Origin of the sequence: uncultured Holdemanella sp., assembly GCF_934754935.1 — a bacterium.
Classification (GTDB): domain Bacteria; phylum Bacillota_I; class Bacilli_A; order Erysipelotrichales; family Erysipelotrichaceae; genus Holdemanella.
The window spans coordinates 1-23,889 of sequence record NZ_CAKVJB010000009.1; the positions used below are offsets into that span (position 1 = coordinate 1).

General features: G+C 35.9%; 28 protein-coding genes, 1 pseudogene and 1 riboswitch. Of the genes and pseudogenes, 6 read left to right on the top strand and 23 right to left on the bottom strand.

What is annotated here, in order from left to right:
* The 11 genes and pseudogenes from Q0E86_RS03465 to Q0E86_RS03520 form a co-directional block, all read right to left on the bottom strand.
* Positions 1-836: ATP-binding protein (locus tag Q0E86_RS03465; protein WP_295754538.1), on the bottom strand; the 836-nt coding region annotated here is incomplete at its 3' end.
* 174 nt (positions 837-1,010) lie between these two features.
* On the bottom strand, positions 1,011-3,566 hold the full coding sequence (locus Q0E86_RS03470) for a BpuSI family type II restriction endonuclease (protein ID WP_295754539.1): 2,556 nt from the start codon (positions 3,564-3,566) through the stop codon (positions 1,011-1,013).
* Positions 3,559-4,665: a DNA cytosine methyltransferase gene (locus Q0E86_RS03475; RefSeq protein ID WP_295754540.1), complete on the bottom strand. Its 1,107-nt coding sequence runs from the start codon at positions 4,663-4,665 to the stop codon at positions 3,559-3,561. Before Q0E86_RS03475 ends, Q0E86_RS03470 begins: the two co-directional genes overlap by 8 nt.
* Positions 4,665-6,104 carry a class I SAM-dependent methyltransferase gene (locus tag Q0E86_RS03480; RefSeq protein ID WP_295754541.1) on the bottom strand — a complete coding sequence of 480 codons (1,440 nt, stop codon included), beginning with the start codon at positions 6,102-6,104 and terminating at the stop codon, positions 4,665-4,667. The genes Q0E86_RS03475 and Q0E86_RS03480 overlap by 1 nt, the downstream gene beginning before the upstream one ends.
* Positions 6,105-6,115: 11 nt before the next feature.
* Positions 6,116-6,298, bottom strand: a complete 183-nt coding sequence (locus Q0E86_RS03485) for a helix-turn-helix domain-containing protein (RefSeq protein ID WP_295754542.1) — start codon at positions 6,296-6,298, stop codon at positions 6,116-6,118.
* 149 nt (positions 6,299-6,447) lie between these two features.
* Positions 6,448-7,158: a DUF6040 family protein gene (locus Q0E86_RS03490; protein ID WP_295754635.1), complete on the bottom strand. Its 711-nt coding sequence runs from the start codon at positions 7,156-7,158 to the stop codon at positions 6,448-6,450.
* Positions 7,136-7,885, bottom strand: coding sequence for a hypothetical protein (locus Q0E86_RS03495; RefSeq protein WP_295754543.1), 750 nt, complete (start codon positions 7,883-7,885; stop codon positions 7,136-7,138). The genes Q0E86_RS03490 and Q0E86_RS03495 overlap by 23 nt, the downstream gene beginning before the upstream one ends.
* 111 nt (positions 7,886-7,996) lie before the next feature.
* A pseudogene (locus Q0E86_RS03505) lies at positions 7,997-8,767 on the bottom strand (MobA/MobL family protein); the annotation flags it as partial.
* 66 nt (positions 8,768-8,833) lie between these two features.
* On the bottom strand, positions 8,834-9,139 hold the full coding sequence (locus tag Q0E86_RS03510; RefSeq protein ID WP_295754545.1) for a hypothetical protein: 306 nt from the start codon (positions 9,137-9,139) through the stop codon (positions 8,834-8,836).
* Positions 9,139-9,453 carry a relaxasome subunit MobC gene (locus tag Q0E86_RS03515; RefSeq protein WP_295754546.1) on the bottom strand — a complete coding sequence of 105 codons (315 nt, stop codon included), beginning with the start codon at positions 9,451-9,453 and terminating at the stop codon, positions 9,139-9,141. Before Q0E86_RS03515 ends, Q0E86_RS03510 begins: the two co-directional genes overlap by 1 nt.
* A gap of 144 nt (positions 9,454-9,597) precedes the next feature.
* Positions 9,598-9,828 (bottom strand): helix-turn-helix domain-containing protein, encoded by a 231-nt coding sequence (locus Q0E86_RS03520; protein WP_295754547.1) that lies wholly within the window; start codon positions 9,826-9,828, stop codon positions 9,598-9,600.
* A gap of 173 nt (positions 9,829-10,001) precedes the next feature.
* Between Q0E86_RS03520 and Q0E86_RS03525 the strand changes: the two genes are divergently transcribed.
* Both Q0E86_RS03525 and Q0E86_RS03530 read left to right on the top strand, forming a co-directional pair.
* Positions 10,002-10,631 (top strand): helix-turn-helix domain-containing protein, encoded by a 630-nt coding sequence (locus Q0E86_RS03525; protein ID WP_295754549.1) that lies wholly within the window; start codon positions 10,002-10,004, stop codon positions 10,629-10,631.
* 160 nt (positions 10,632-10,791) lie between these two features.
* Positions 10,792-12,087, top strand: a complete 1,296-nt coding sequence (locus tag Q0E86_RS03530; protein ID WP_295754550.1) for a tyrosine-type recombinase/integrase — start codon at positions 10,792-10,794, stop codon at positions 12,085-12,087.
* Positions 12,088-12,299: 212 nt separating this feature from the next.
* Here the strand turns inward: Q0E86_RS03530 and Q0E86_RS03535 are convergent, their stop codons facing one another.
* The 12 genes from Q0E86_RS03535 to Q0E86_RS03590 form a co-directional block, all read right to left on the bottom strand.
* Positions 12,300-12,893 (bottom strand): sugar O-acetyltransferase, encoded by a 594-nt coding sequence (locus tag Q0E86_RS03535; RefSeq protein ID WP_295754552.1) that lies wholly within the window; start codon positions 12,891-12,893, stop codon positions 12,300-12,302.
* Positions 12,894-13,245: 352 nt separating this feature from the next.
* Positions 13,246-13,476, bottom strand: a complete 231-nt coding sequence (locus Q0E86_RS03540; protein WP_295754554.1) for a hypothetical protein — start codon at positions 13,474-13,476, stop codon at positions 13,246-13,248.
* A gap of 59 nt (positions 13,477-13,535) precedes the next feature.
* Complete coding sequence (locus Q0E86_RS03545; protein WP_295754555.1) at positions 13,536-13,979, bottom strand: GNAT family N-acetyltransferase; 444 nt, start codon at positions 13,977-13,979, stop codon at positions 13,536-13,538.
* Positions 13,980-14,006: 27 nt separating this feature from the next.
* Positions 14,007-14,639 (bottom strand): GyrI-like domain-containing protein, encoded by a 633-nt coding sequence (locus Q0E86_RS03550; protein ID WP_295754556.1) that lies wholly within the window; start codon positions 14,637-14,639, stop codon positions 14,007-14,009.
* Positions 14,640-15,339: 700 nt separating this feature from the next.
* Positions 15,340-16,008: a hypothetical protein gene (locus Q0E86_RS03555; protein WP_295754557.1), complete on the bottom strand. Its 669-nt coding sequence runs from the start codon at positions 16,006-16,008 to the stop codon at positions 15,340-15,342.
* 290 nt (positions 16,009-16,298) lie between these two features.
* Positions 16,299-16,739 (bottom strand): GNAT family N-acetyltransferase, encoded by a 441-nt coding sequence (locus Q0E86_RS03560; protein ID WP_295754558.1) that lies wholly within the window; start codon positions 16,737-16,739, stop codon positions 16,299-16,301.
* Positions 16,740-17,144: 405 nt separating this feature from the next.
* A complete protein-coding gene (locus Q0E86_RS03565; protein WP_295754559.1) occupies positions 17,145-17,753 on the bottom strand; it encodes a 4Fe-4S binding protein in 609 nt (202 codons plus the stop codon).
* The gene (locus Q0E86_RS03570; RefSeq protein ID WP_295754561.1) at positions 17,750-18,373 is read right to left on the bottom strand and encodes an ECF transporter S component; all 624 of its coding nucleotides are present in this window, start codon (positions 18,371-18,373) and stop codon (positions 17,750-17,752) included. Before Q0E86_RS03570 ends, Q0E86_RS03565 begins: the two co-directional genes overlap by 4 nt.
* Positions 18,374-18,447: 74 nt before the next feature.
* A riboswitch (FMN riboswitch) is annotated at positions 18,448-18,558 on the bottom strand.
* 12 nt (positions 18,559-18,570) lie between these two features.
* A complete protein-coding gene (locus Q0E86_RS03575; protein WP_288538594.1) occupies positions 18,571-18,966 on the bottom strand; it encodes a pyridoxamine 5'-phosphate oxidase family protein in 396 nt (131 codons plus the stop codon).
* A gap of 176 nt (positions 18,967-19,142) precedes the next feature.
* Complete coding sequence (locus Q0E86_RS03580; protein WP_295754564.1) at positions 19,143-19,577, bottom strand: Rrf2 family transcriptional regulator; 435 nt, start codon at positions 19,575-19,577, stop codon at positions 19,143-19,145.
* Positions 19,578-19,779: 202 nt separating this feature from the next.
* Complete coding sequence (locus Q0E86_RS03585; RefSeq protein ID WP_295754566.1) at positions 19,780-20,205, bottom strand: N-acetyltransferase; 426 nt, start codon at positions 20,203-20,205, stop codon at positions 19,780-19,782.
* 34 nt (positions 20,206-20,239) lie between these two features.
* Positions 20,240-20,824, bottom strand: a complete 585-nt coding sequence (locus Q0E86_RS03590) for a GNAT family N-acetyltransferase (protein WP_295754567.1) — start codon at positions 20,822-20,824, stop codon at positions 20,240-20,242.
* A 145-nt stretch (positions 20,825-20,969) separates the two neighbouring features.
* Between Q0E86_RS03590 and deoC the strand changes: the two genes are divergently transcribed.
* The 4 genes from deoC to Q0E86_RS03610 are packed head-to-tail and all read left to right on the top strand — an operon-like array spanning position 20,970 to position 23,878.
* Positions 20,970-21,644 (top strand): deoxyribose-phosphate aldolase, encoded by a 675-nt coding sequence (deoC, locus tag Q0E86_RS03595; RefSeq protein WP_217292984.1) that lies wholly within the window; start codon positions 20,970-20,972, stop codon positions 21,642-21,644.
* Position 21,645: 1 nt separating this feature from the next.
* Positions 21,646-22,563, top strand: coding sequence for a type I phosphomannose isomerase catalytic subunit (locus Q0E86_RS03600; RefSeq protein WP_295754568.1), 918 nt, complete (start codon positions 21,646-21,648; stop codon positions 22,561-22,563).
* A gap of 3 nt (positions 22,564-22,566) precedes the next feature.
* Positions 22,567-23,439 carry a sugar nucleotide-binding protein gene (locus Q0E86_RS03605; protein WP_295754569.1) on the top strand — a complete coding sequence of 291 codons (873 nt, stop codon included), beginning with the start codon at positions 22,567-22,569 and terminating at the stop codon, positions 23,437-23,439.
* A 22-nt stretch (positions 23,440-23,461) separates the two neighbouring features.
* Positions 23,462-23,878 (top strand): C-GCAxxG-C-C family (seleno)protein, encoded by a 417-nt coding sequence (locus Q0E86_RS03610; RefSeq protein ID WP_295754570.1) that lies wholly within the window; start codon positions 23,462-23,464, stop codon positions 23,876-23,878.
* The last annotated feature ends 11 nt before the right edge of the window (positions 23,879-23,889 follow it).

A 23,889-nucleotide genomic window follows, 5' to 3' on the forward strand; every position in this document is an offset into this window, starting at 1 on the left:
ATTTTCCATAAAAAAAAGAGGAGCACATTTTTTGTGTTCCCCTCGAAGCCGTCATTTCTTAACTTAATGACATTGAGCAATTTGCCACTCAAAGAGTCTTTTTCTATGTAATAATAAAATAAACCATTTTCTATTTTATATCTTATCTCCGGTTTCGGAATCAGACATCTTCCCATGTCCATATACCATAATTCAGTTTCATACAATGTTGTAGTTAAGTACTTTAATTGTAGTGGGGCATATAACATCTTTTCATCATCGTAAAAATAACTTAAAGTTTCATATACTTCATCTGAATCAAGAACTATTATTTGATATTCTGACGATTTTAGGTTATAGCTATGTCTATCGGAATCCCATGTAGTTTCAGACCAATCCTCTGTATGTTCTAATAAATGAAGTAATTTTTGAGAAGGCGACAAATCAATACCAAATCTTTTTCTCCATAAAAATTCTGTATGTTCAATATTTGCGGTCTGTATCCTCGGTGTGTTTATATCATTTACTCTAGTATATATTGCACCTGCATACAATTTTTTCTTTACATCATGGCTTGGCGAATATGCCTCTGTCAAATAATATGGCGTATTATTCGTGTTCTTAATTATTACTATATCCAATTCGTGATTTTCAATCTCAACCGTCTGAACTGTTGCTTTAGGTATATAATCTCCTGCAAATGGCTTTGATCTTAAAAATTCTGTAACTGACTTAGTTGTATATCTACTATATTTTGTTTTTTCAATTCCCTTTACATTTCCATTGTCATCTGCACCGTAAATTAGATATGCTTGATGTCCATCGATATTATTTGCCATGCAAATAATATCGATCAATTTATCTTCTCTACAATCAGTGTAATCTTCTTTAAAATCCTAATAAGTTCCTTCATATCCAAGTCTTAATAATTCTGAGATTATTTCTTTCAAGTTTTTATCTGACACATTATGCTCCATTCTTATTTACACCTTAACTATCTGCAATATTCCTACTATAACCCATTTTATATTTTACGACAGAGGATTTCTTCTATTTGCTAAAAATCTCTGTAATCGAATTGCTTCTTCTAGTTTATTTGATGCATTTGCTCCAAACAAAATTTCTGCCCATATCTCGTCCATATGTGTAATTGTTGGATTGTTAAGATCCTTAAATGTTATATTAGGAATCTCGGACAATATTTGTCTTATTTGATTTTGAGAAAGCATATTATAATCAGGAACATGGGTCATTTTTGCATCCCTTAATTCACTTTTTCTCATCCCCGAATGATCCTTAGATGCAACTTCACATTCTAACTGATAAAAAACCGTTGTCATATATGAACCAATTACCTGTGCTTCCGTCAATGTTTGGTATGAATATACTGTAAAGTTTGTTGAAACATACATAGACACTGCCGATACATATACCCTTCCATTTCTACGAAGTTTTGTTGGTAATAATATTGAGTTGGCAGGAAATCGTATTGTACCGTCCTTTTTTGTAATTTTCTCCCATTCTGTAACAGTTTTTACCTTCCTTTGCTGTTGTTTAGCTGGTCTAGTCATAGACATATAATCAGAAATTATTGCTGTACTTAATGAAGATGGAATAGAATTAAAATTTAAAAATTTTGAATCTCCAGTGTTCAGAATAAAATCATCTCTATCTGCATTTCTCATTCCTTCATCAAGTGTGACTTGTGATATATATTTAGAATATAATTCATCGAATGAATCAAAGAATAATAAATCACTTCCTCCATTAACCCCTACTTGACCTTTACGAAACATTTGAGTAGTATTTGGCAAATATGTCATTATAGCATTTCTTACAATATTATTATCAATATATATAATAGCTTCAGACATTTCACTACATACAACTCTCCAGCCATCATTTAGTTTTGCCTGTAATTGTGCATATGAAATTTGTCTTGCCTCTATATCTGGTGTAATATAATCAAAAGCTAATGAATTATATACCCCAGAATATGCTTCTAAAGCATGTAGATCTATATCAGCCACTGCAACATCACTAGAAAAAATTTTCACTGTACTTGCAGGTTGATCTTTCTTTCCAACCAAGATGCATGTTTCTTCTGAAACAGATTCAAAAAGTCCCTTTCCCGGATAATTGAAAATGCATTGTAATCCAAAAATATTGAGCAACATTTCTCGAAAAGCAATTGCTTCATTTCCCCGCTCTACCAACTGTGCTTTGGGAAATATACATACAATAGTTGTTCCTGTTGGCATTAAACAACAAACAGTTTCTAAGAAAACTGCTCCTAAATTCTGCTGTCCAACTCCAGTATCCGACGGACTTCCTTTTGTCCTTTGTATGAAACTTATAAAAGGAGCCTTTCTATTTACACAATTTATTCCTGCCACAAATGGTGGATTTAACAAAACAACCTCAACATCATTAAAATCGGAAGGAACAAATGATAAAATATCTTTTGTTGTTACTACTGGAGCATTTGATTTATTGATTGTTATAGGATTATTTAATCCTAGACGTAATGATAAAAGTTCTATTAGTTTTGGATTTATATCATTTGCTACAACCTGATTGCCGTTTATATTAAATACCTTCATTGCCGAACTAATTAGACTTCCACTTCCAGCTGCAGGATCACATATTTTCTTATTAGCAGATAAATTGCCATTAATCATTTTTGCCATAGTAGCAGCTAGATTAGCCAATTCAGGATCAGTTGCAACTTCTCCATCATGTCTACTGCTTTCAGATAGCATTTCATGTAATGAATCTGCTATTGCATCACCTGATATATTTGCCTCCCCATACTTATATAAATCAGACAAAAGCTTATTTGTCAAAGATACTCTTGGAAGATAATCCGCCGCATTGTATGCAAAAATACCATCAAAGTCTACTCTATTTGCTTCTATGCAAATTTGTTGAACATCTCCGGCAAATGTTGATACACTATATGTTATAGTTGGCGCAGGTTTATGTACTGCATGAAAAGCACCTCTTATATATTCATATAGAAGCATTGCCATTTTACTTTTCCATTCACGATTGTTTGGTAGAGTAGATTTCATACATGTTAAGAAATTATCCAGTGTTGTAAGTTCTGTATATCTGTTATTAATAAAATCATCTAATAATCTTTGAAAAACTAATGCCAATTTGTTCACGATACTATTTTCGTCATCAGCGGAAAAATCACATACATTTTCTAATCCTGGTTCTAAAACTTGCTGATGGACACTGGGCTTATGGACATCATATCTAAAACTAATTAATTTTTCCAAATTAGTTATAATATAAAATGGTTTCTCTGTTACTGCCATATTGGATTGAACATACGATTGCGCTTGAAATTGATATCTGGTACTTTGTACATCTGAAGGAGTTCTCTTAACTTCAATTACACATAAATATTTTCCAGTTGTTTTATTTATAACAACATAGTCCATTTCAAGACTTCCTGTATATACATGATGTTTTGCTTCATAAATCGAACTCAAACCTAACGCTGCTATTGCTTGTGTTAAAGCTTTTTCACACAACGGGTGAAATGTCCTAACTTCTGAATCTGTATAACTAATCATTATTCTCTTCCTCCTTCAAATGTTTTTTTAATTGATTGGCTATTATCTCTGCCATAAGAGGAGGAACTGCGTTCCCAACAATCAGATTTCTCCCCTGCTTACTGGATGAGACAATTTTATATGAATCAGGAAAACTTTGTAAACGTAATGCTTCCCTAACTGTAATCAGCCTATTTTCTGCATAATGAATGTTACAGCCAACATTAGGTCTATTAAAATAAGTGTTAATTGTATATGAGGGCTTATCGGGGCTCATGCGACCATAACATGTAGTGTGTCCTCCCTCACGCTGTAATCTCCTTATTCGTTCTGATTTTACATTTGGTGGTATATCCATATAATTTCCACCTGGTCTTACATGTGATACAATATATTTGTCTAGTTCACTCATTTTCGGCATAAAATGTTCCGTTACACCTTGGTTTGTTCGCATTTTTCTCTGATAGTCATTTTCAGCCTCACACCTATAGTGTACTATTCCATTTTCATTCAAAATAGCTTCTGGCAAATCATCTAGTGCCTCCTTCACACTTACATATTTTTTTAATCCTGTTCCTGATTCATTATGAGTTGGTGAAGGGAATGCAAATTCTTTTCCATTATTTACTCCAACTATTAATACCCTTTTTCTTCTTTGCGGGATACCATAATCAGCTGCATTTACAACCATACTTTCGATGTTATATCCAATATCACAAAAAGCTCTTTTTAATAACTCAAATATTTTTTCCCCATTTTTATTCTTTGCAGATAATAAACCCATTACATTTTCAAATACAAACGCTTTTGGTTTTACATGTCTAATTATTTCTATATATCTCCATACAAGTTGTCCTCTTTCATCCTCAACATTTCTTTTTCCTGCTAAAGAAAACGACTGGCATGGTGGTCCGCCTATTACAACATCTGCATTTGGAATCATTGCTAAATCAATTTTATTGATATCCGCACATATTATATGATTTCCAATGTTTTCCTTATATGTCGCTACCGCATTTTTATTATTATCTATAGCCCATATAATTTCATATCCTGCTTTTTGAAACCCAAGATCTAATCCTCCACCACCTGAAAAAAGGCTAACTACTTTTATTGACATTATAGACCCTCCAGTCTTTTTTTCTGCTTTGTTTCATATTTTTGTTTTATCATATTAAAATCATATTCTGAATAAACAGATAAAATTTTTGTTATGTCATCTATACATTTTCTGTTTCCATTTTGCGCTAATTGGCTACCATATTTTTTTAATAAATGCATGTCATTTTCTTTAACAACATCAATATCAGGAAATGTAATACTTTCAATATCGTATCTTTGCAGTTTCAACAACCCTGCTCCATATTTTTTGCCCATACTTTCAAGTTGATAATATGTATAATAATTATTTAACAAAGAAAACAAAATCCATTTATCTATCTTGGGATAAATAATATAAAAATTATCTCGTATTATACATTGTTCCTCATTCATCACAAACTTCATATCATTTCTTACAAAATAACTAAAAATAATACCTTCACAATCAAAAAGATTTAGTCTATACCATGTTTTAGTCGTTGCCATTTTATTCAACAATGTTTGCGGCTTTTTGTTCTCAAGTATTATCTTTTTCCAATACTTTAAATATTCTATACACTTTTTATCAAGATTTTCATCTAATGGTGCAAACAACCAATCTTTTCTTGCATCTTTTGTAGAAAAGCCACATATGTTTTTGGGAGAAGAGATAATAGGTCTCATATATTTTTTATTATTTAAGTTAGGATTAATATACATTTCATTGTACCCAGTTGTTAATCCTCTCCTTACATTTGCTAACTTAGAGAAACTTGTTTTCCAACTAACCATATCACTTTGTTCTGGAGCGTCCAGTTTAATAAATTCATCATTCGATAAATGAACATATTCCGTCTTATAATTCGTGTTTAAATCTCCTTTTACAAGTTTAAGAATTAGAACTTCAACCAATGCATTTTTTTCAAATACTTCCCCTGAAATATGTATTCGTCTTTTTATTCCCGCGCATTCCTTTATCATTTTTTGAAATGAATCTCCACTACGAGTATTTATCCAGCTACTTGGAAATATTACTATCATTTCACCACCCATACGAAGTAGGGAGAATCCCTTAACTATAAAATACATATACATATTTGCAGTGGGCGGCAAGCTGTTAAACAAATCATTCTCCGACAATTTTTCTTTACTCACACCTAATTCTTTTAATTCATTAATTTTTTCATGTCGTATATATGGTGGATTCATAATTATCCCATCATATAGCTGTTCAGTACTACAACTTAAAAAATCTGCATTTACCAAATTATACTTTGTGTACTTATTTTTCACGTTGTCAAACAATTTTCTATCTATTTCATAGCCATCAACTTCTGAATAACCACTATCTGTCAAAGCTCTTAAAAAAGCGCCTTCACCAAAACAAGGCTCAATTATTCTTGCATCCTTTGGAATTGTAAATAAATTAACCATATAAGATGCAACATTGCCCGTTGTAAATATCTGTCCTAAATCCATATATATGACCTCTAATCTATGGCACTACGACCACTTTTTATCCATGCATCAAGTTCTGATTGTTTAAATTTCCACAGCTTGCCAATCTTATGTGCTGGAATGTCGGTCTTTTTTATCCAATTTCTTATAGTTTCTTTCGATACCCCCATATAACTTGCTGCCTGATCAATCCCTATCCAACCATCTGCTACCATTTTATGAACCTCTCTTAATAATTCTTCAATTTATTATAGAATATTTTTATCGCATATTTCAATATTTTTAATAATATTTAGTGGTATTTGATGGTAAATCAACAAAATGTAAAATAAACAGACTATTATAATTAACAGCCCGTTTATCTCTAGCAGTATCCTCTGGCTTCCCGCCAGCCTTTTACATACCATCTGATTGCAGCATATATCGCTTGTACGAATAATAAGAGCAATAGCAGATTGACTGGCAACACTGCCTTTATCCAATGTCCGAAGTAGATTGTTACTGCAAAGCTCATAAGTGTTACCAGTATGGTAATCATATCTAGGCAGCACTTCTTATATAACCCTGCAATCTTTATCCCGATGAATGCCAAAAGTATTCCTACCCCCACCAGACATCCACCGCAAATCAATAATCTTATCAGCCAGTATATAATTCCGGCAATGACAGGATTGGATATTCCATTACTAATCTGTGCCACATTCTTTCCTATCAGTGCAATCCAGCCAGCAATAGTCTGTGTGAAAGTTCCGATTGCATCGAAGAATATTCTGCAATCAGAAATAAATACCTTTGACTGTATCATCTGAAAGAGAGTAGTTGATGAGGAATACCATATCAGCAGAAACATCAATGCTTCATACATGACTGTTTTTGTTTTATATCTGCCTGCCAGTTTTTCCCTCTGTGTATCATACCTTTCCTTCGCTTTCAGATAAGCTGTCTGATTACAATTCTGACACTTTTGATAGAGTACCGGCTTTTCAACCGGTATCTCTACTTTTTTCTGATGGGAGAGTGCATAGTCCCGTTCCTGTTCTGCCTGCCTTAACTTATCTCGACATTCCTCTATCATGTCCTTTGCGGTAAGCGTTTTCTCTTTCTCGCTCTGCAACAATTCCTTTGTTTTCCTCAAGTCGTTCTTTAAGGCTTGAATGTTTCCTGCTCTGTTCTCGCTGTTTAACCTCTCGTTCAAGGTCAGCGATTCGTCGAGCTGCATTTTCAGTTCCCGGATAGTCCGGTCTTTCTGGTCGAGTTCTTCCTGCATCTGCTCTGTCAGCAGAAATAACTCTTCCAGTTGATCGTCGCTCTTTGAGTTTCTTAATTCGTTCATCAATCAACCTTCCTTTCTCTAATTGCTGTTCAAGTTCAGTAATTCGCTGTTCTGTTTCTGCAATAATCGGTTCTCGTTGTTTAATTTCTGTGCTAATTCCTGCCATTGCTGATTCTCGTCTGTAAGTTGCTGTATCTGGTCTGTCTTTTCTTCCAGAAGCATCAGCAGTTCTTCTGTATCCGGTAAGATTTAAAGCAGCTCTGATAATTCTTTCTCTAATTGTTGCAATCGTTCTTCCTGCTCCTGAAAGCACATCAGCTTCTCGTCCTTTTCCCGTATCTCCTGAAGCATCTCTGCCATGATATTCTGCTGTTCCTCTATCTGTGTAATCATTGCTTCCATCATGGGAATTACTTCTTTGCTTTCTTCTAATGTCATTCAACCACCCCCTCCACATCGACAATGCACCGGATACCTTACCAAAGGTTGCAATTACCTTTTGCAGTAGTGCATTTTGTTTTTTAATCATCTGGTTTTCCTCGACCTTCCATGAACCTTTCCTTATCTGTCCGTCGAGATATTTTCCCTCAATCTTCCTTGCATCTGCACCCTCATGGATCGTAGGGACTTTTAATTTTCCCTGTCTTTCATAAGAGCGGTGATCAATCTGATTGCCTACGGATAAATGCCGATTACACATCTTTGCCCATTCGCTTCGCCATAACTCACAATTCTTTGGATTGTTCCAGCCGGTAGCATCGGTCAGAACCCGTTTCCATTGTTTTCGGTTTCTTGCCCCGACTTTCTATAATCCGTTTTCATCAAGTACCGGAATGCGGATTCCATGCCGGTCAGGATTTTTCTTATCCTGCCACCAGTCCGGGTGGGATTCATCAACTACGATATTTCCGTCAGTATCTCTGACAAAATCCCAGCTCTTGACTTCTTTGTTGCCCCATGAGTGGTCTGGATTGAATGGTCGCATGGTTACAAGTAAATGCACATGTGGGTTCCCATCGTTCTTATCGTGTATGCTCCAATCGGCACACATTCCCTTGTCCACGAAAGTTTTTTGAATATATTCGGTTGTATAATCAATCTGTTCCTGTCTGCTCCATTCTTTCGGTAAGGAAAATTCAAATGAGCGTCCAAGCTGTGCATCTGCATTTTTTTCTATCTTTAAGACCTCATTCCATAACCGCTGTTTCTGAAATGTGATTTTAAACTTTTCCAGTGCGGCCTCCTTATCGCCTGCTCTTTTATAACGGATAGACTGTTGAAACCTTTTTATATTTTCTTCCGGTACCTGCAGCCACTCCGGAGGTGCATTTTCGCACATCATCAGACTGGTGTAGACGACTTCCTTTTTGGAAGTGTAGTAGCTGATTCTGCCTGTTTCCTCATTCTTCATCACATCTCCGTTAAGATATGCAGATGCGGATATGACAGATTTTCCTTTACTGCGTCCGACAATTTTTTACTGTAAAATGAAATATCGCCATGATACGATTTCCCTTTTCTGCCGTATCCGGCATTGATTTCCAACAGCATCTTCTTTTGGTTTGGCAGAAGTGAAGCTGTCGGAACGCCCTCTGCGCAAGAGTGCTCCCTGCGGCATGAGCAGGTCTGGCTGAAAGCCACGCCGACGGAACGAGCCCGGCAAGCGTAAGCGCAGACCGGTTGCCACTTGTGGCAAACTTATAAGGACGATCTCTGGTTGTCCATAAATGCGCCCTTCATTCAAAGGCAATGAAGGGAATGGAAAACCCACTCCCTCCGCCATTACACTTCCTCCATGTCTGTGACTGGTTCTTTCTGCATCGCTTTTGAGAAAAACTTCCCATTTGTTTCCTGCCTTTTTAAGAAGCTTATCAACTTTGGTAAATCTTCCTCCTCAATCGGACAGCCAAGAACCGATTCCACCGCTCCTCCAATCTGACAGAGCCTGTGGGTTCGTTTTTTACTTTCTTCCGCTTTCTTTCTCTTTTCCAGTTCCTTCCGCTGTGCTATGAGCTTTTTGGTAGCTTCAATACTTTCCTGTTCCTTTTTCTCTAATGCACGTATTCTTTCTTCATAAGTCTTTGTTGATTTCGCCATATCGTCTTCATCCTTTCTTTTTCCGATAAACAACAGTTCCCGGTTGCATATCAGGAGAAACACATGGTATAATCCTCTTGCGTGCAGGTATATCATGGCTTCGGTCTGATAGAACCTTTGGCGGTTTCGTAGGAAGCCGCCTTTTTAAATTGACACATTTCTTGTGACAGCTTTTACATTCCCTTTATCCCTCAGGTCTCGCCCCTCGTTGGCTTCCATGAACTTTTCCAGAATGTCAGTTTTAATAAGGACTTTTCTTCCGACCTTTAATACCGGAAGCTTCTTCCATTCAACCAGCTTTCTCAAAGTGTTTCTGCCAATCCCTGTATAGTCGGCTGCTTCCTCGATGGATAATGCAATCTTTCTTTCCGTCATCTTGTCGCCTCCCGTTAAATTGCATTATGCAATTTTGTTGTGCTGTTAGTATAGCGGTTTTATACTGCGTTGTCAAGCGTTATGAAATTTTAAAAATAATCATTAAATTGCATATTGCAATTATGTAAGGTACATGCTATAATTCATACATACCGAAAAAGGAGGCAATCAGCATGAAAGATAAAGAACTACGCAAGCTGATAGGTAGCAGGGCAAAACAGCGTCGTCTGGAATTAGATCTGACACAGCCTTATGTTGCAGAGAAAATGGGAGTTACAGCTTCCACAATCCTGCGTTATGAGAATGGTTCGATTGACAATACCAAAAAGATGGTGCTGGAAGGTCTTTCGGAAGCACTTCATGTATCTATTGAATGGCTCAGAGGTGAAACCGATGAATATGAAGCCGATATTACGGATAAGAAAGAGTTACAGATTCGTGATGCAATGGGCGATATTCTCAAACAGTTACCTCTCGACCTTAGTAAAAAGGAAGATGCTTTTTCCAAAGATTTACTGCTGTTGATGTTAAAGCAATATAACCTGTTTCTGGAATCATTCCAGTTTGCCTGCAAGAATTACAAGGGCAACACGAATGAAGCGGATATTGCAAAGGTAATGGGGTTTGAATCGAATGATGAATATAACGAGATTATGTTTCTCCGAGAGATCACCCATACTGTTAATGCATTTAATGACATGGCAGATGTTGTAAGGCTCTATTCCAAGAAACCGGAAGCGGCAGAACAAAGACTTGAAAATCTTTTATCAGAAGTTTTGTATGATGATTCTGATTCGGTATAGAACGACAACCGGAGTTATGATACAATGAGCACGAGCGAGTCAGGCTGTTTACAGATTTGACGAGCGGCGAATTGGCTTATGGACTTGTCCATAAGATGCCTACACGCAAGAAGCATTTCATCAGTTCCGATTGTCTGATATCGAAAGGAGACACACGATTATGGCAAAAGGATCTGTAAGAAAAAAAGGAAAGAAATGGTACTACCGCTTCTATGTAGAAGATGCAAGCGGCAATCTGGTTCAGAAAGAATACGTTGGAACAGAAAGTAAAAGTGAAACGGAAAAACTGCTCCGTCAGGCAATGGACGATTACGAAAGCAAGAAATTCATTGCAAAGTCGGAAAATATTACAGTTGGAGAATTACTTGATATATGGGCAGAGGAAGAATTAAAGACCGGTACTCTCAGTAATGGAACAGTCCAGAATTACCTCGGTGCTATTACCAACATCAAGAAGCATCCAATTTCAGAGAGAAAATTGAAAAATGTAACATCTGAGCATTTACAAGCCTTCTTCGATCTGCTTTCCTTTGGTGGCACTTATCCAGATGGTTCAGAAAGAAAAGGTTATAGCAAAGATTACATTCGTTCTTTCTCGGCAGTATTACAGCAGTCATTCCGATTTGCAGTATCACCAAAGCAATATATCACTTTCAATCCGATGCCGTATATTAAGCTGAAATACCAGACGGATGAGGTTGACCTGTTTTCCGATGATGACATGGATGGCGATATACAGCCAATTCCACGAGAGGATTATGAAAGACTGATTGAATTTCTACAGGACTACAATCCACCGGCAATTCTTCCAATCCAGATAGCTTATTATGCAGGACTTCGTATCGGTGAAGCCTGTGGTCTGGCATGGCAGGATGTAAATCTTGAAGAACAGTGCCTTACAATCAGACGCAGTATCCGATATGATGGTTCAAGGCACAAGAATATCATCGGACCAACCAAGCGAAAGAAAGTAAGGATTGTTGATTTTGGAGATACGCTGACAGAGATTCTTCGCAATGCCCGAAAGGAACAGCTTAAAAACCGGATGCAGTACGGAGAACTTTATCACAAAAACTACTACCGAGAAGTAAAAGACAAAAACAGAGTTTACTATGAGTTCTATCATCTGGACGGAACAGAGAATGTTCCAGAGGATTATAAGGAAATATCCTTTGTCTGCTTAAGACCGGATGGAAGTCTGGAACTGCCAAGCACGTTAGGAACTATTTGCAGGAAGATTGCTCAGAAACTGGAAGGATTTGAAGGATTTCATTTTCACCAGCTGCGACACACCTACACAAGTAACCTTCTGGCAAACGGTGCAGCACCAAAAGATGTACAGGAACTGTTAGGACACTCAGATGTCAGTACCACCATGAATGTCTATGCACACTCTACAAGAAAAGCCAAGCAGGAATCCGCAAGGTTACTTGATAAAGTGGCAGGCAACGACTAAATGAAACTTTCCCTTATTTCCCATGCGATTATCTCATAAGGGCAAAAATAAGGGAAAATACATATCATTTCACTAATGAATACGCTGGAAAGCCTGTAAAATAGGGAAAGTTAGAAATATATTTCCGCAAACTAGAAGTTGCGCGTTTCTACAGGCGGTGCGAAATACGAATGCACCGCAGTGATAACTCTCGATTTGGAAAATTGTTCACATCAAAACAAAATATCTTCCGGCTTGATTTTATCCTTTTCCGTGATGGGGCGAATTACCTTGCACGGTACGCCTGCTGCGATGACTCCCGCAGGAATATCATGCGTTACCACGCTGCCCGCGCCAATGACCGAGCCTGCGCCAATCGTCACGCCGCCGCAGACCGTAGCATTTGCACCAATCCATACATTATCCTCCAGCGTGATGGGTGCGGAAGTGCCGATGCCGTGACTGCGCTGCTCCGGGTCGATGGCGTGTCCCGCACAGACAAGGCATACACCCGGCGCGATAAAAGCACCGCTGCCAATATGCACCGGGGAAGTGTCCAGAATTACACAGTTGTAGTTGATGACCGCCAGACCGTGTGTGTGGATATTAAAGCCGTAGTCACAGTGAAAACTCGGCTCAATCCCTGTCATGGGGCTGCAAGTGCCGAATAACGCTTGAAGAATGGCGTTGCGTTTGTCCTGTTCATTGGGCGCAGTTTGGTTGTACTCCCAGCAAAGCTGCTTTGCATGGGCTTGTGCTGCGGTGGGGGTGTTCTCGTAGCCGTTGGCATAGGCGGCAGAGTTTTTTATTATATCAAGAGGGTTCATAGAATTTTGCTCCTTGCGTTTCAAAGATATGTTTCTAGTATAGTGATATTTTTTCATAATTGTCAAGAAAAAATACTGATGTTAAAGAAAAGCCCGCCGAACGGATACCGAAAAGCAATGTGTCGGGGAAAATCCCGAAAGCGGCACTGAAAAGGCGTGGACAGAAGCCGAGGAGAAAAGCCGAACCAAGCTGCGGGAAAACATCTCCGCACAGGGGATGGTGGCTGATACATTCCATTCTGCAGTAAAGCAAAACACCGATTTTACGATTATACAAACGGGAAGATAATCATGCCAAAAACCATCACGAAGATAATCGGAAACATAAACTCAAACAGCGTAAACATATAGCTCACCCCTTCTTCATCCTGCGTCGTATAATTACTCTAAGCACAAAACAGACAACAATCACGAAAAGCGAGGCAGCGATATACAATAACGCTTCTGTATACCAAGGCGCAGAATACAATTTGTATAGTTTTGGAAAGCGCTTATACTCATAAAAATCCATACCCGTTTTAATTACAATCATGTAGAAACTCGCATAGATAATATATTTTAATAAATCGTAGAGTTTATTCATACCATCGCCTCCGCGATATACTGTTTTGTCCTTTTGGCATCGACAAACTGTAAGTTAAATTATAAAAGTCTTTGCAAATACACCATATCTACCAACTGTATTCCACCCTCATAGATTGGGTGGTCGTAATTATCTGTAAAGAAATTTGATATGATATACGAACGGACAAAACCACACTTTTCATAAAATGGTATTGTCAGCGGGCTATCGCCTGTTCCCACTTGTAGAATGGCGTATTGCTCTCTGTAATTATTAACAATAAACTCGATCAAGGCTTTTGCATAACCTTTCCCTTGATATTCTGGAACTGTCGCAATGTTCTTGATTTCGAGTATGTCATTTTTTTCATCCGTTATGACACACTCACACTTGACCCCATTATCATCAAGTACATACATCTTGCCGCTATCAAGATAACGGTCAACCATATCTTCCTGCTCATCTGCTAATAGGAGCAAATCAAGATATTGTTTTTTATTCTCTTTAACTTCAATAATTTTCATCAATCGCACCTACAAATTCCAATTTATCTAAATCTTTCTTATAGGATGTCGAATGACTGTTTTCCATTTTTCTGGTGCAACCTTTCTTGCATCCGACAAATATATTTCATGATGTAGTCTTTGACTATTCATATCATTCACATATCCATTTTGTTTTAAATATTCATCCATAAGCGCAACTGTAGCTGGTTCATCATCAAAAGATCCTATATGCATGATTTGAACACATAAACCTTCATCAATCGTCAAAAACTCTGCTGATGAACAATCTATTTTTTTCTTTTTAGTTGCAGTTTCAACAGCCCATTCAAAATCTTTTTCATTCACAAAATCAGGCAAACGAATGACTGAAATCCAATGAAATGAATCTTTATCTGCATAGTTTACACCATCTATATCATCCTGCCACCAGAATCCTTCTAGTGGTGGAACTACATATTCAAAAAATCCTTCAATTTTATAATCTGTTTTGTAACTCATTCTCAAAGTATAAGCAATCGCATATAATACACCAATCGCCTGCTGATATGCTCCACCTTCTTCATTTGGATTGCCCTCACCTCTGACCGCAATGTAATTTGCTTCAGGAACATTTACAATCACAGGTTTATTTTTAGGCATATAAAATTCTTTATATTCTTTCTTAAAATCAAAAGCCATAATTACTCCTTAAATTTGGTTTTATCTATTTTTTAAAGTATACCATTAAATATGAAAACTATACAAAAAGACTGATCTCTCAGCCTTTCATTTATAAATACGCTTTGTCTTAATCTATACGATCATAAACTATAATTTATTCACTTATTTGTATTTCTTCTTAAGATTAATACTCAATATTATTGCAACAACTGATGAAATAATTAATCCTGCAACTAATGAAGATATCCAAAGATTATTTTCATTAAAAAGAAGAATAACGGAAATATCCATAGATATTATGAAAAGTACAAAGAAAAGATTTAAAATTTTAGTATCTTCTTTCCAATAATTTTCTTTATCACTAGTGTTTAAACTATTGTAAAATTCAAACCCATTGTCTAGTTCTTTACCAACTTTAGTGCTTCTTATTTTGTTTGTTGCATACCAAATAAGTAGGTATATCATGTTTAAAAAAAACAAAAATCATAGTATTCTTTGTCATGTTTGTTCCTCCATAAATTCCGATTTATATTTCTGAATAAAGTATATATGAATAATCAGCGGATTGAAACTTCCTGCCAGTAAATTCTTATGTTCAATGTGCAATCAGCATACACCCTGTTTGGTCGTCAAGAAACACAAAAAATCCGTAAGCTTTCTTCCGGGATTAGAAAGTTAACGGATTTTTTTTTATATATAGTGCGATAAACTTGAATTTTCACATCGGTGTAATAAAATTTTTTAACTCTTCTTTTAGTCTAATAAACTCATCTTCATCTTCTTGAAAAATTATATCATCTATAATAGGTTTTCCACCTTTTGTTCTTGCAAGAATACGTCTGTTATTTTTTGAAACAGAATATCTATATTTTAACTCACCTAAACATATTGGTTTAATAATAGGTTCCAACCCACGTTCTTTATTATAAAAAACCCATGTTACACCATCTGTAAGAATAACCTTTGCATTATTCTTTGCTTTTAAATGTCGTTTAATTTCAGTTAAACACTTATATTCCGAAGGGTCAAATCCTGTTATATAATCCAGTATAGGTGATTTAATTTCTACAACTCCTCTATAATTAACTTGAACTTCCAAATTGTTCCAGTGCCATTCATCAGTTATGCATAAATCAGGTGTAGCAGGAAGAAGTTTTATTATCTCATTGTTAGTTTTTTCATCTTTATACTTCTTTTCATATGTTCCACAATATTGTTCATATTGGTGTATTTCAGAATTAATCTTAATATCCACTGGTTCTATATCCAAATCACCAAAAACTGATTGCAAAAAAGGTCGAATAACATTGTCTTGATAAGCCCGCTCTCTGCTGTCTAAAGTTTTTATTTGTCTCTTCATTAATTTAATATAGTTTATATATTCCATTTTTTCTTCTCCAAATTCCGATTTTCTCAATTCTCCAAACTTGAATTTGCACTTCCTCACTCGTCTTCTTTTTTATTGTTTCTACTAATATTCGAGCTTAACGATAAAATTCCAGAGCATAAAAATAATACCCACATTATAATATTTTCTTGATTTATCGCACTATAAATCAAGAAAATATTATGCTTAATATAATCTGTACAATTGAACAAATCACTCCTATTTTTTGTGTCTTTTTATCCATCATTGTCTTCTCCATAAATTCCGATTTATCTATTGCATTACGTTAATTACTCTACAGTGAAAGGTGTCCATTCAATGTGGTCATATTCCATCACATCATTCGCTTTTTTCATTCCTAATTTTTCGTAAAATGCAATGGCATTTTCATTCGCAACCAAATATACCGCAATATCCTTTTTACCGCCTGCTAAAGAATGTGCTGTCTTAATCAATTCCGTACCGATTCCATGGTGTAAATAGTCTCTGTCCACACCTAAATCAGTTATATAAAGCCAATAGGCATAGTCAGTCAATCCAAATAAGACGCCAACAATTTGATTATCCTTGTTTCTTGCAACAAGACTGATTGATACATGATCAACTAGCTTTGCTATTCTTTCTTCGAACCGTTCCTTCGGATACTGTGATCCTAGATCCGTGCGCTTTAAAAATTCAATATATTCAATTGAGGATATTCTCTCTTCCTTAATCTGTATGTCTTTGTACATAAGTGTTTCCTCCATAAATTCCAGTTTATCTAATTTTTTCGTATAGGATATCTACTAACCTCTCCTCAGAACAAGAAAAGTGATTATTTTAAACATTATTCATTCTAAGTCTAGGCATGATATCAAAATCGAACTTTTTCTACATATATTTATACATTTATAATACGCATTATACAATACAAAAAGTGGCTTTCATCTCCATTACAAGCTATGTAGATAAAAGCCACTTAATATAACAAATCATTAGAAAGCAACCGTCAATGCACCGGTTCCCACTCCAATTATGATACAGTCTGCATTTCTTATATATTCTATTACCCTTTCAATTTGATCTTCATATACATCTTTTTAGAGTACTGCAAAAATTTTTTCCAATCAACATACCCATTTTCTTAAAGATTATAATTAATTTCTTTTCTCAATACACTGTCTTGGACAAATTTCTGCACATCTTCCACAATGAAGGCAATGATTTTGATTGATTGATACTGGAACAGAAGATATATCTATGCACTTTTGTGGACATACAGAGTAACACAGTTTGCATCCAATACATTCCTTTCCAACATAATATCCTGTCTGAACAACTTCTGCTTTACCGATTGTTATAGTATCCCTCACAATATTTGATGGATTACTGATATCAAAATACTCTCCCTGCGCCTCATATAGCTGAAACACCTCAATTGCATCTTTCGTATCTCCTGGATAGATTTTCTTCATATATGGATTTTTTTCAAACATAATATCAAGATTCTTTTTTTTGATGTTCTTTATTTTTCCACGTAGAGAAACTGCAATTTTGTCTTTTGTCGCAGATATTGCCACATACTGCTGTTCCATTAACTGCTCATAAAACGCTTTTCCCTTTGCGGTAAGAAAATACACACCTTCTTCATCATAATACATCATATCTATGATTCTTGTCTGAGGATGTCCATCTGAACCTATAGTAGCAACTGTAGTTGAATGAATTTCATTCACCAGAATATTAAGATAATCCATTTTTGTCATTTCACAGTCTCTCCTTTCAGTATCCACGTAAGTTTTTTATATATCAACATGGCAATTGCTCCAATTATTAATCCTTTTAAAATATTAAATGGCAATGCATTGAATAGCACAACGTCTAGCTTGGTCTTGATAAAAGGCACAAACTCACCAAACGATGCAATCAACTGTTCCAATGGCATAAACATTTCAAACAGCGGCAAAAGAATAAAATAATTTACAATTGCTGCTACTATTCCCATAACAACACTTGATATGACACATGCCCACATTGCCATTTTCTTAGTCTTTTTATATTTGTATACAAAACCGGCAGTCAACACATAGGATGCCCCCATCAAGAAATTGGCAAGTTCACCAATTCCTCCTGTTGATGTTGATACAAGTTGTAATATATTTTTTATCAGTTCAATCATCACACCGATCATCGGTCCAAACGCAAATGATCCAATCAATGCAGGTAAATCAGACAATTCCATTCGTGCAAACGATGGACTCAAAGGAACCGGAAACTCCAAAAATGCCAACACATATGACATAGCTGCTAATAGAGCAGTCATTGTTATTGTCCTTGCAGAAATCAGATTTCCTCTTTTTATATTAGTTGTTGTATTGTTACTCATAAATCTCCTTTTTGTACGATATGCATGAATTTAAAACAACCCGCAGGACGGGATTTCCTGCGGGACTTGCTTTATCATATCTTCTCTCATCCGGACTTTACCGTCGGTTATGGAATTACACCATATCAGCTTTTGCTTGCAGACTATACTGCCGGTCAGGAATTACACCTTGCCCGAAGACTGTAATTTATCTGTTATTAGAATTCATATGGTGGATTTCCAGAGAAATCAGCGATTACACCATGAGGATCTTCAAGATAGAACACCTCAAAAATAGGATTATCCGCTGTCTGGTACTGTCCCTTAACAATAGGGTTATTCATACATCCTTCCTTTACGCTCATGTTGTTCTCAAATACGGCTTTACCATGAAGACGAATCCAAGCGTATTCAGGTGAAGATACTGATACTTCTACATCAGGATTTTCCTGCATATCTTTATATACGTCCTTTGTGTTGTTGGTACAGAACCAAAGCTTTCCATCTTGTTCAAAGCAGAACATGAATGGACGACATTTTGCCTTACCATCTGTTCCAACTGTGGCTAAATACTGAACTGGATTTTTCTGTAAAAATTCTACTACTTTTTGCATTTTAAATTACCTCCTATATTCGATGTAACATTTTTGGTTACATCTTACAGTCACACTATAGCATTCCTTCGTTGTAATGTCAATGGTTACATCTTACTTTTTAACTATTTTTCAACAGCTACAAATTAATTATGCAAAAAAGGCTTCGGATATCGTGATCCAAAGCCTTCTGTCTGCTACTCTTTGTCTATATATACTGCAATGTCTTTTTTTACATCAGCAAGTGTCATTTCTGAAAGTTTATCCTCCATTGCCCTCTGCACCTCTAATAATCTCTTATCAAGAACATGGTGAATATTCTTTCCTACCGGACATTTCTGATTGGGATTCTCATGAAAATGAAACAGTTCTTCATCTGGTGCACACTCCACTGCTTTATACACATCAAGGAATGTTATCTGTTCCAATGGTCTGATAATTGTTACACCGCCAGTTCCTCTTGCAACTTCAATAAGACCGGCAGCCTTTAACTGTCGCAATATTTTACGGACAATCACAGGATTGGTTCCAATACTGGCCGCCATAAAGTCACTGGTCATCTTCTGGTCTGAAAATGTATCTATACAAGCAAACATATGAATTGCCATTGTAAATCTGCTGGAAATCTGCATTGTTAACACCTCTATTTGAGTGTAATCATATCAAAAAATAGATGTAAATTCAATGGTTACATTATCATTAAAAATCCAGTTCAAACATTTGTTTCCTGAAATTCAAGCCCTAGCATATCTCTGTAAAAAGCAACCGAACAATCTAAGTCAAAAACCATCAGTCCTACACGATAAATTCTTCCACCCATATATATTTATCCTACTATTTCCGTTGCCATGCCATTACATACTCTTTTTCTTTGGTAGCTTCATCAAAACAACTATACTGAATTTCAAATCCTTCTCTTTGATAAAAGGCTATTGCCCGCACATTCTTTTGATATACATTCAAAAATAATTTATTTCGTTTATTTTTTGCATAATTTAGAAGAGCTTTTCCTATGCCATGCGATTGTATTTTGTTAGAAACAAAAATCCCCTCAATATATTCATCATTTAGCCCTATGAACCCCTGTATTTCTTGATTATCCTCATAGACATAAACAGTTGCCTGCAGCAGCAATTCCTTCACTAATTCAAAATTATTTTGCCAATATTGTGAAGGAATAAAATAATGTGATGTCACATTTGTATCCAACCATATATCTGCAACTTTATCTATATCTGCTTTTTGTAACTCCCTAATCATTAAAGTGACTCTTTTCCAAATTGCGTTTTATCAATTAAGCTTTACAACGCAAGATCTCTGTGACATTTTGCCACGCATTCTTACTCTTTTGTTCTGAACAACCCTTATAAGCACCTAAATAAGGTGTAAAGCCAAGTCTTGAATATAATTTAATGGCACCATAACTTTGAGATTGTGTTGCCAAATATAGTGGATACTTACTTGGAATCAAGTCATACATCATACATAATTTTGAAAGCATTGCCTGCCCAATCTTTTTATGTTGAGCCGATAAGCTTACCGCTACATAATGAACGCGAAGTCTTTTTTCATCAAAGTCACTTCCATACCAAAGTCCTGCACTACCAACCAATTCATTTTGTTCATTTGCGACAAACAAGAAATGTTTAGAAAAGAAATCCCTATCTCTTGTAAGCATACTATCCCATTTTTTTCTTGCCTCATCTAGATTTTCAAATAAACAAACCTGGGTTTGTAGCTTGCACCAAGCTTCTTTTAAAGATTCATCAAATTCAACATAATGAAATTCCGGATTTAATTCTATTTCTTTACGAATGGTCTTTCTAGCCATTACCATCAATACTTTTTCATAAGGTATACTCGTATCTAATACTGTCATGTCATTCTCCATTTCTTTTAAAATTAGTATATCATAATCTTTCTGTTTCAAATGATATAACAATTTATTTTAAATGTTATAACATTTGCTTGACATCCCCTTTTTTTAGTTCTAGAATGAAACCGTAAAAGAGAGGTAAACAATTATGAACAAAACACAACTCGCAAATTATTTTGACCACACATTCTTAAAACCATACGCTACTGAAGCAGATCTTACTAAGCTTTGTAACGAAGCCAAAGAAATCGGAGCCGCTATGGTTGCCATCAATACAACTTGGACTAAATTCTGTAAAGAACAATTAAAAGGAACAAACGTACATGTAGGAGCTGCCATTAGCTTTCCTTTAGGACAAGCTGGACTAGCATCTAAAATTGCCGAAACAAAAATTGCGATTGAAGATGGAGCAGACGAAATCGATTATGTCATTGATATTGGACAAGCTAAAATGCACCACTGGGACTACATCAAAGAAGAAATGGAAAGCATTGTTTCTATTTGTAGAGAACATAACGTCATTTCTAAAGTTATCTTTGAAAATTGCTACTTAGAAAAAGACGAAATCAAACAAGTCGCTTTGATCGCCAAAGAAGTAAAACCAGACTTCATTAAAACAAGTACAGGCTTTGGAACTGGTGGAGCCACTTTAGAAGATGTTAAATTAATGGTTGAAACCGTAGAAGGACAAGTAAAAGTCAAAGCAGCTGGAGGTATTCGTGACTGGGCAACATGCAAAGCCATGATCGATGCAGGTGCACAAAGAATTGGAACAAGCTCATCACTAAAAATCTTAGAAGAATTTGAAGCTGAGGAAAAATAGCATGAAACCATTTCTTTTAGAACCCATTCCTGATTATACAATTTGGGGAACCAATCACATCTCTAAAGCTAGAGGCATCGATGAGGACTATGGGACTTGGTGGGAAGTCAGTGCCCACCCTTATGGTTCCAATAAAATTGTCGGAACTGATAAAACATTAATGGATGTCATCCAAGAAAATCCAGATGAAGTATTAGGAAAAGGCTATACGCTTCATGAAACATTACGATTAGCTTATCTAGACACAAAGGATGCTTTAAGCATTCAAGTTCATCCTGAAGATGATTACGCTTTAGAACATTCAAACGATTATGGAAAATACGAAAGCTGGTATATTCTAGATGCCAAACCAGGTGCTACTCTAGTTGCCGGAACTACAATCAATGATGCTGACAAAATCAAAAATGCCTTAATGAACAACGATGTTGAAAAATACCTAAATAAAGTCGAAGTTCATAAAGGAGACTACATCATTATTCCTAGTGGTATGCTTCATGCCTTAGGAAAAGACATCTTAGCTTTAGAAGTTGGTACAAACTCCAACACAACCTATCGTTTCTATGACTACAACCGTAAAGGAAAAGACGGAAAAACACGCCCTTTACATGTCAAAGAATCTTTTGATGTCACAGACTTCAATTTAAAACCTACTTTCGTTCCACAAAAACATGAAACACACCGAATTGGAGATTGCCCTAACTTTACCGTAGACGAAGTATATGCAGATACAGACATCAATTTAACATGTGAAGAACATTACATGATTCTATCCAATATTGATGCAGATTGTACAATCGTATGGAACAACGAAGAAATCGTATTACCACAATATGACAGTTTATTTGTACCATTCGCATCTAAGAAAATTACCATCAAACAAGGAGCACACCTATTAGTGTCAAATCCTAGAAAGGACTAATTTATGAAGACAATTTTAGTTACCGGAGCCAACGGCTATATCGCAAGCTTAGTAAGAGCTTATCAAAAAGATAACTTTAACTGGATCTGCATGACAAGAAAGGATGCAGACCTTACAAATCCTGAAGACGTAAAAAAATTTGTAGCTTCTCAAGATTTTGACATTTGTTTTCACACAGCTGCCAATGCGACGACTGCATTCTGCAATGAACATCCCGATTTAGTGCATAAAATCAATGTCGAAAGTACACAAGCTATCATTGATTGTTGTAAAGAAAAAGGTGCTAAATTAATCTTCTGTTCAACCGAGCAAGCCTTCAACGGAAAAGAAAATCATGGTCCTTTTAAAGAAGACGAACCATTAAGTGCTGTGACTGTATATGGACAAAATAAAATCGAATGTGAAGAATTGATTCAAAACCAATTGGATGATGCGATTATCTTACGCTTTACATGGATGATGGGACTAAGCTATCCAGGCATTAAGGCAAGTCCAAGCATTATTAAAAATGTTATGAATGCTCTAATCAGCCACACTCCAACATTATTTACTGTAAATGAAAAACGTGGTATGACATATGCCAAGCATTTAGCAACACAATTTGATAAAATCACAGAACTTGAACCAGGCATTTATCATGTGGCATCCAAAAACACTATGACTACCTATGAATCGGCAAAATATGTAGCTAAAGCTTTAGGTGCAAGTGATGAACTCATTGAAGAAATCATTTTACCAAACAACGAACGCTACCAAGATCGATTTAGAGATTATCGTTTAGATAGTGAAAAACTAGAAAGTCTTGGAATTCATTTTGCGACATTTGAAGAAGATGTAAATGAAATTCTAATGGATTTTGGATGGAAGAAAAGTTAGAATAGTCTATAGGAGGCTATTTATGACTTTACTTGAGGAAAACGTAAAAAAATATTACCAAAACGGATACAACTGTTCCGAAACACTACTTCATGCCTGCAATGAAACCTATCAATTAGATATTTCAGAAGAAGACATGAAAATGATGGCTGGATTTGGTGGCGGCATGTTTATTGGAAGTACATGCGGTGCATTAGTCGGATCGATTGCGGCCCTATCAAAAATGGTTTGTAAGACAAAAGCACATGAAATGTTACCAGAATTAAGACCATTGATTCAAAAACATACACGCAACTTTAAAGAACTACTAGGCAGTCTAGATTGTGCCCACATTAAACCTGTACATCACAGTACAGATCCAAACATCAAATGTATGAACACTTGTTTATTAGCGGCAAAAGCTCTAGAAAAAACAATTGAGGAAGAACACCTATTATAGGATTCTTCCTC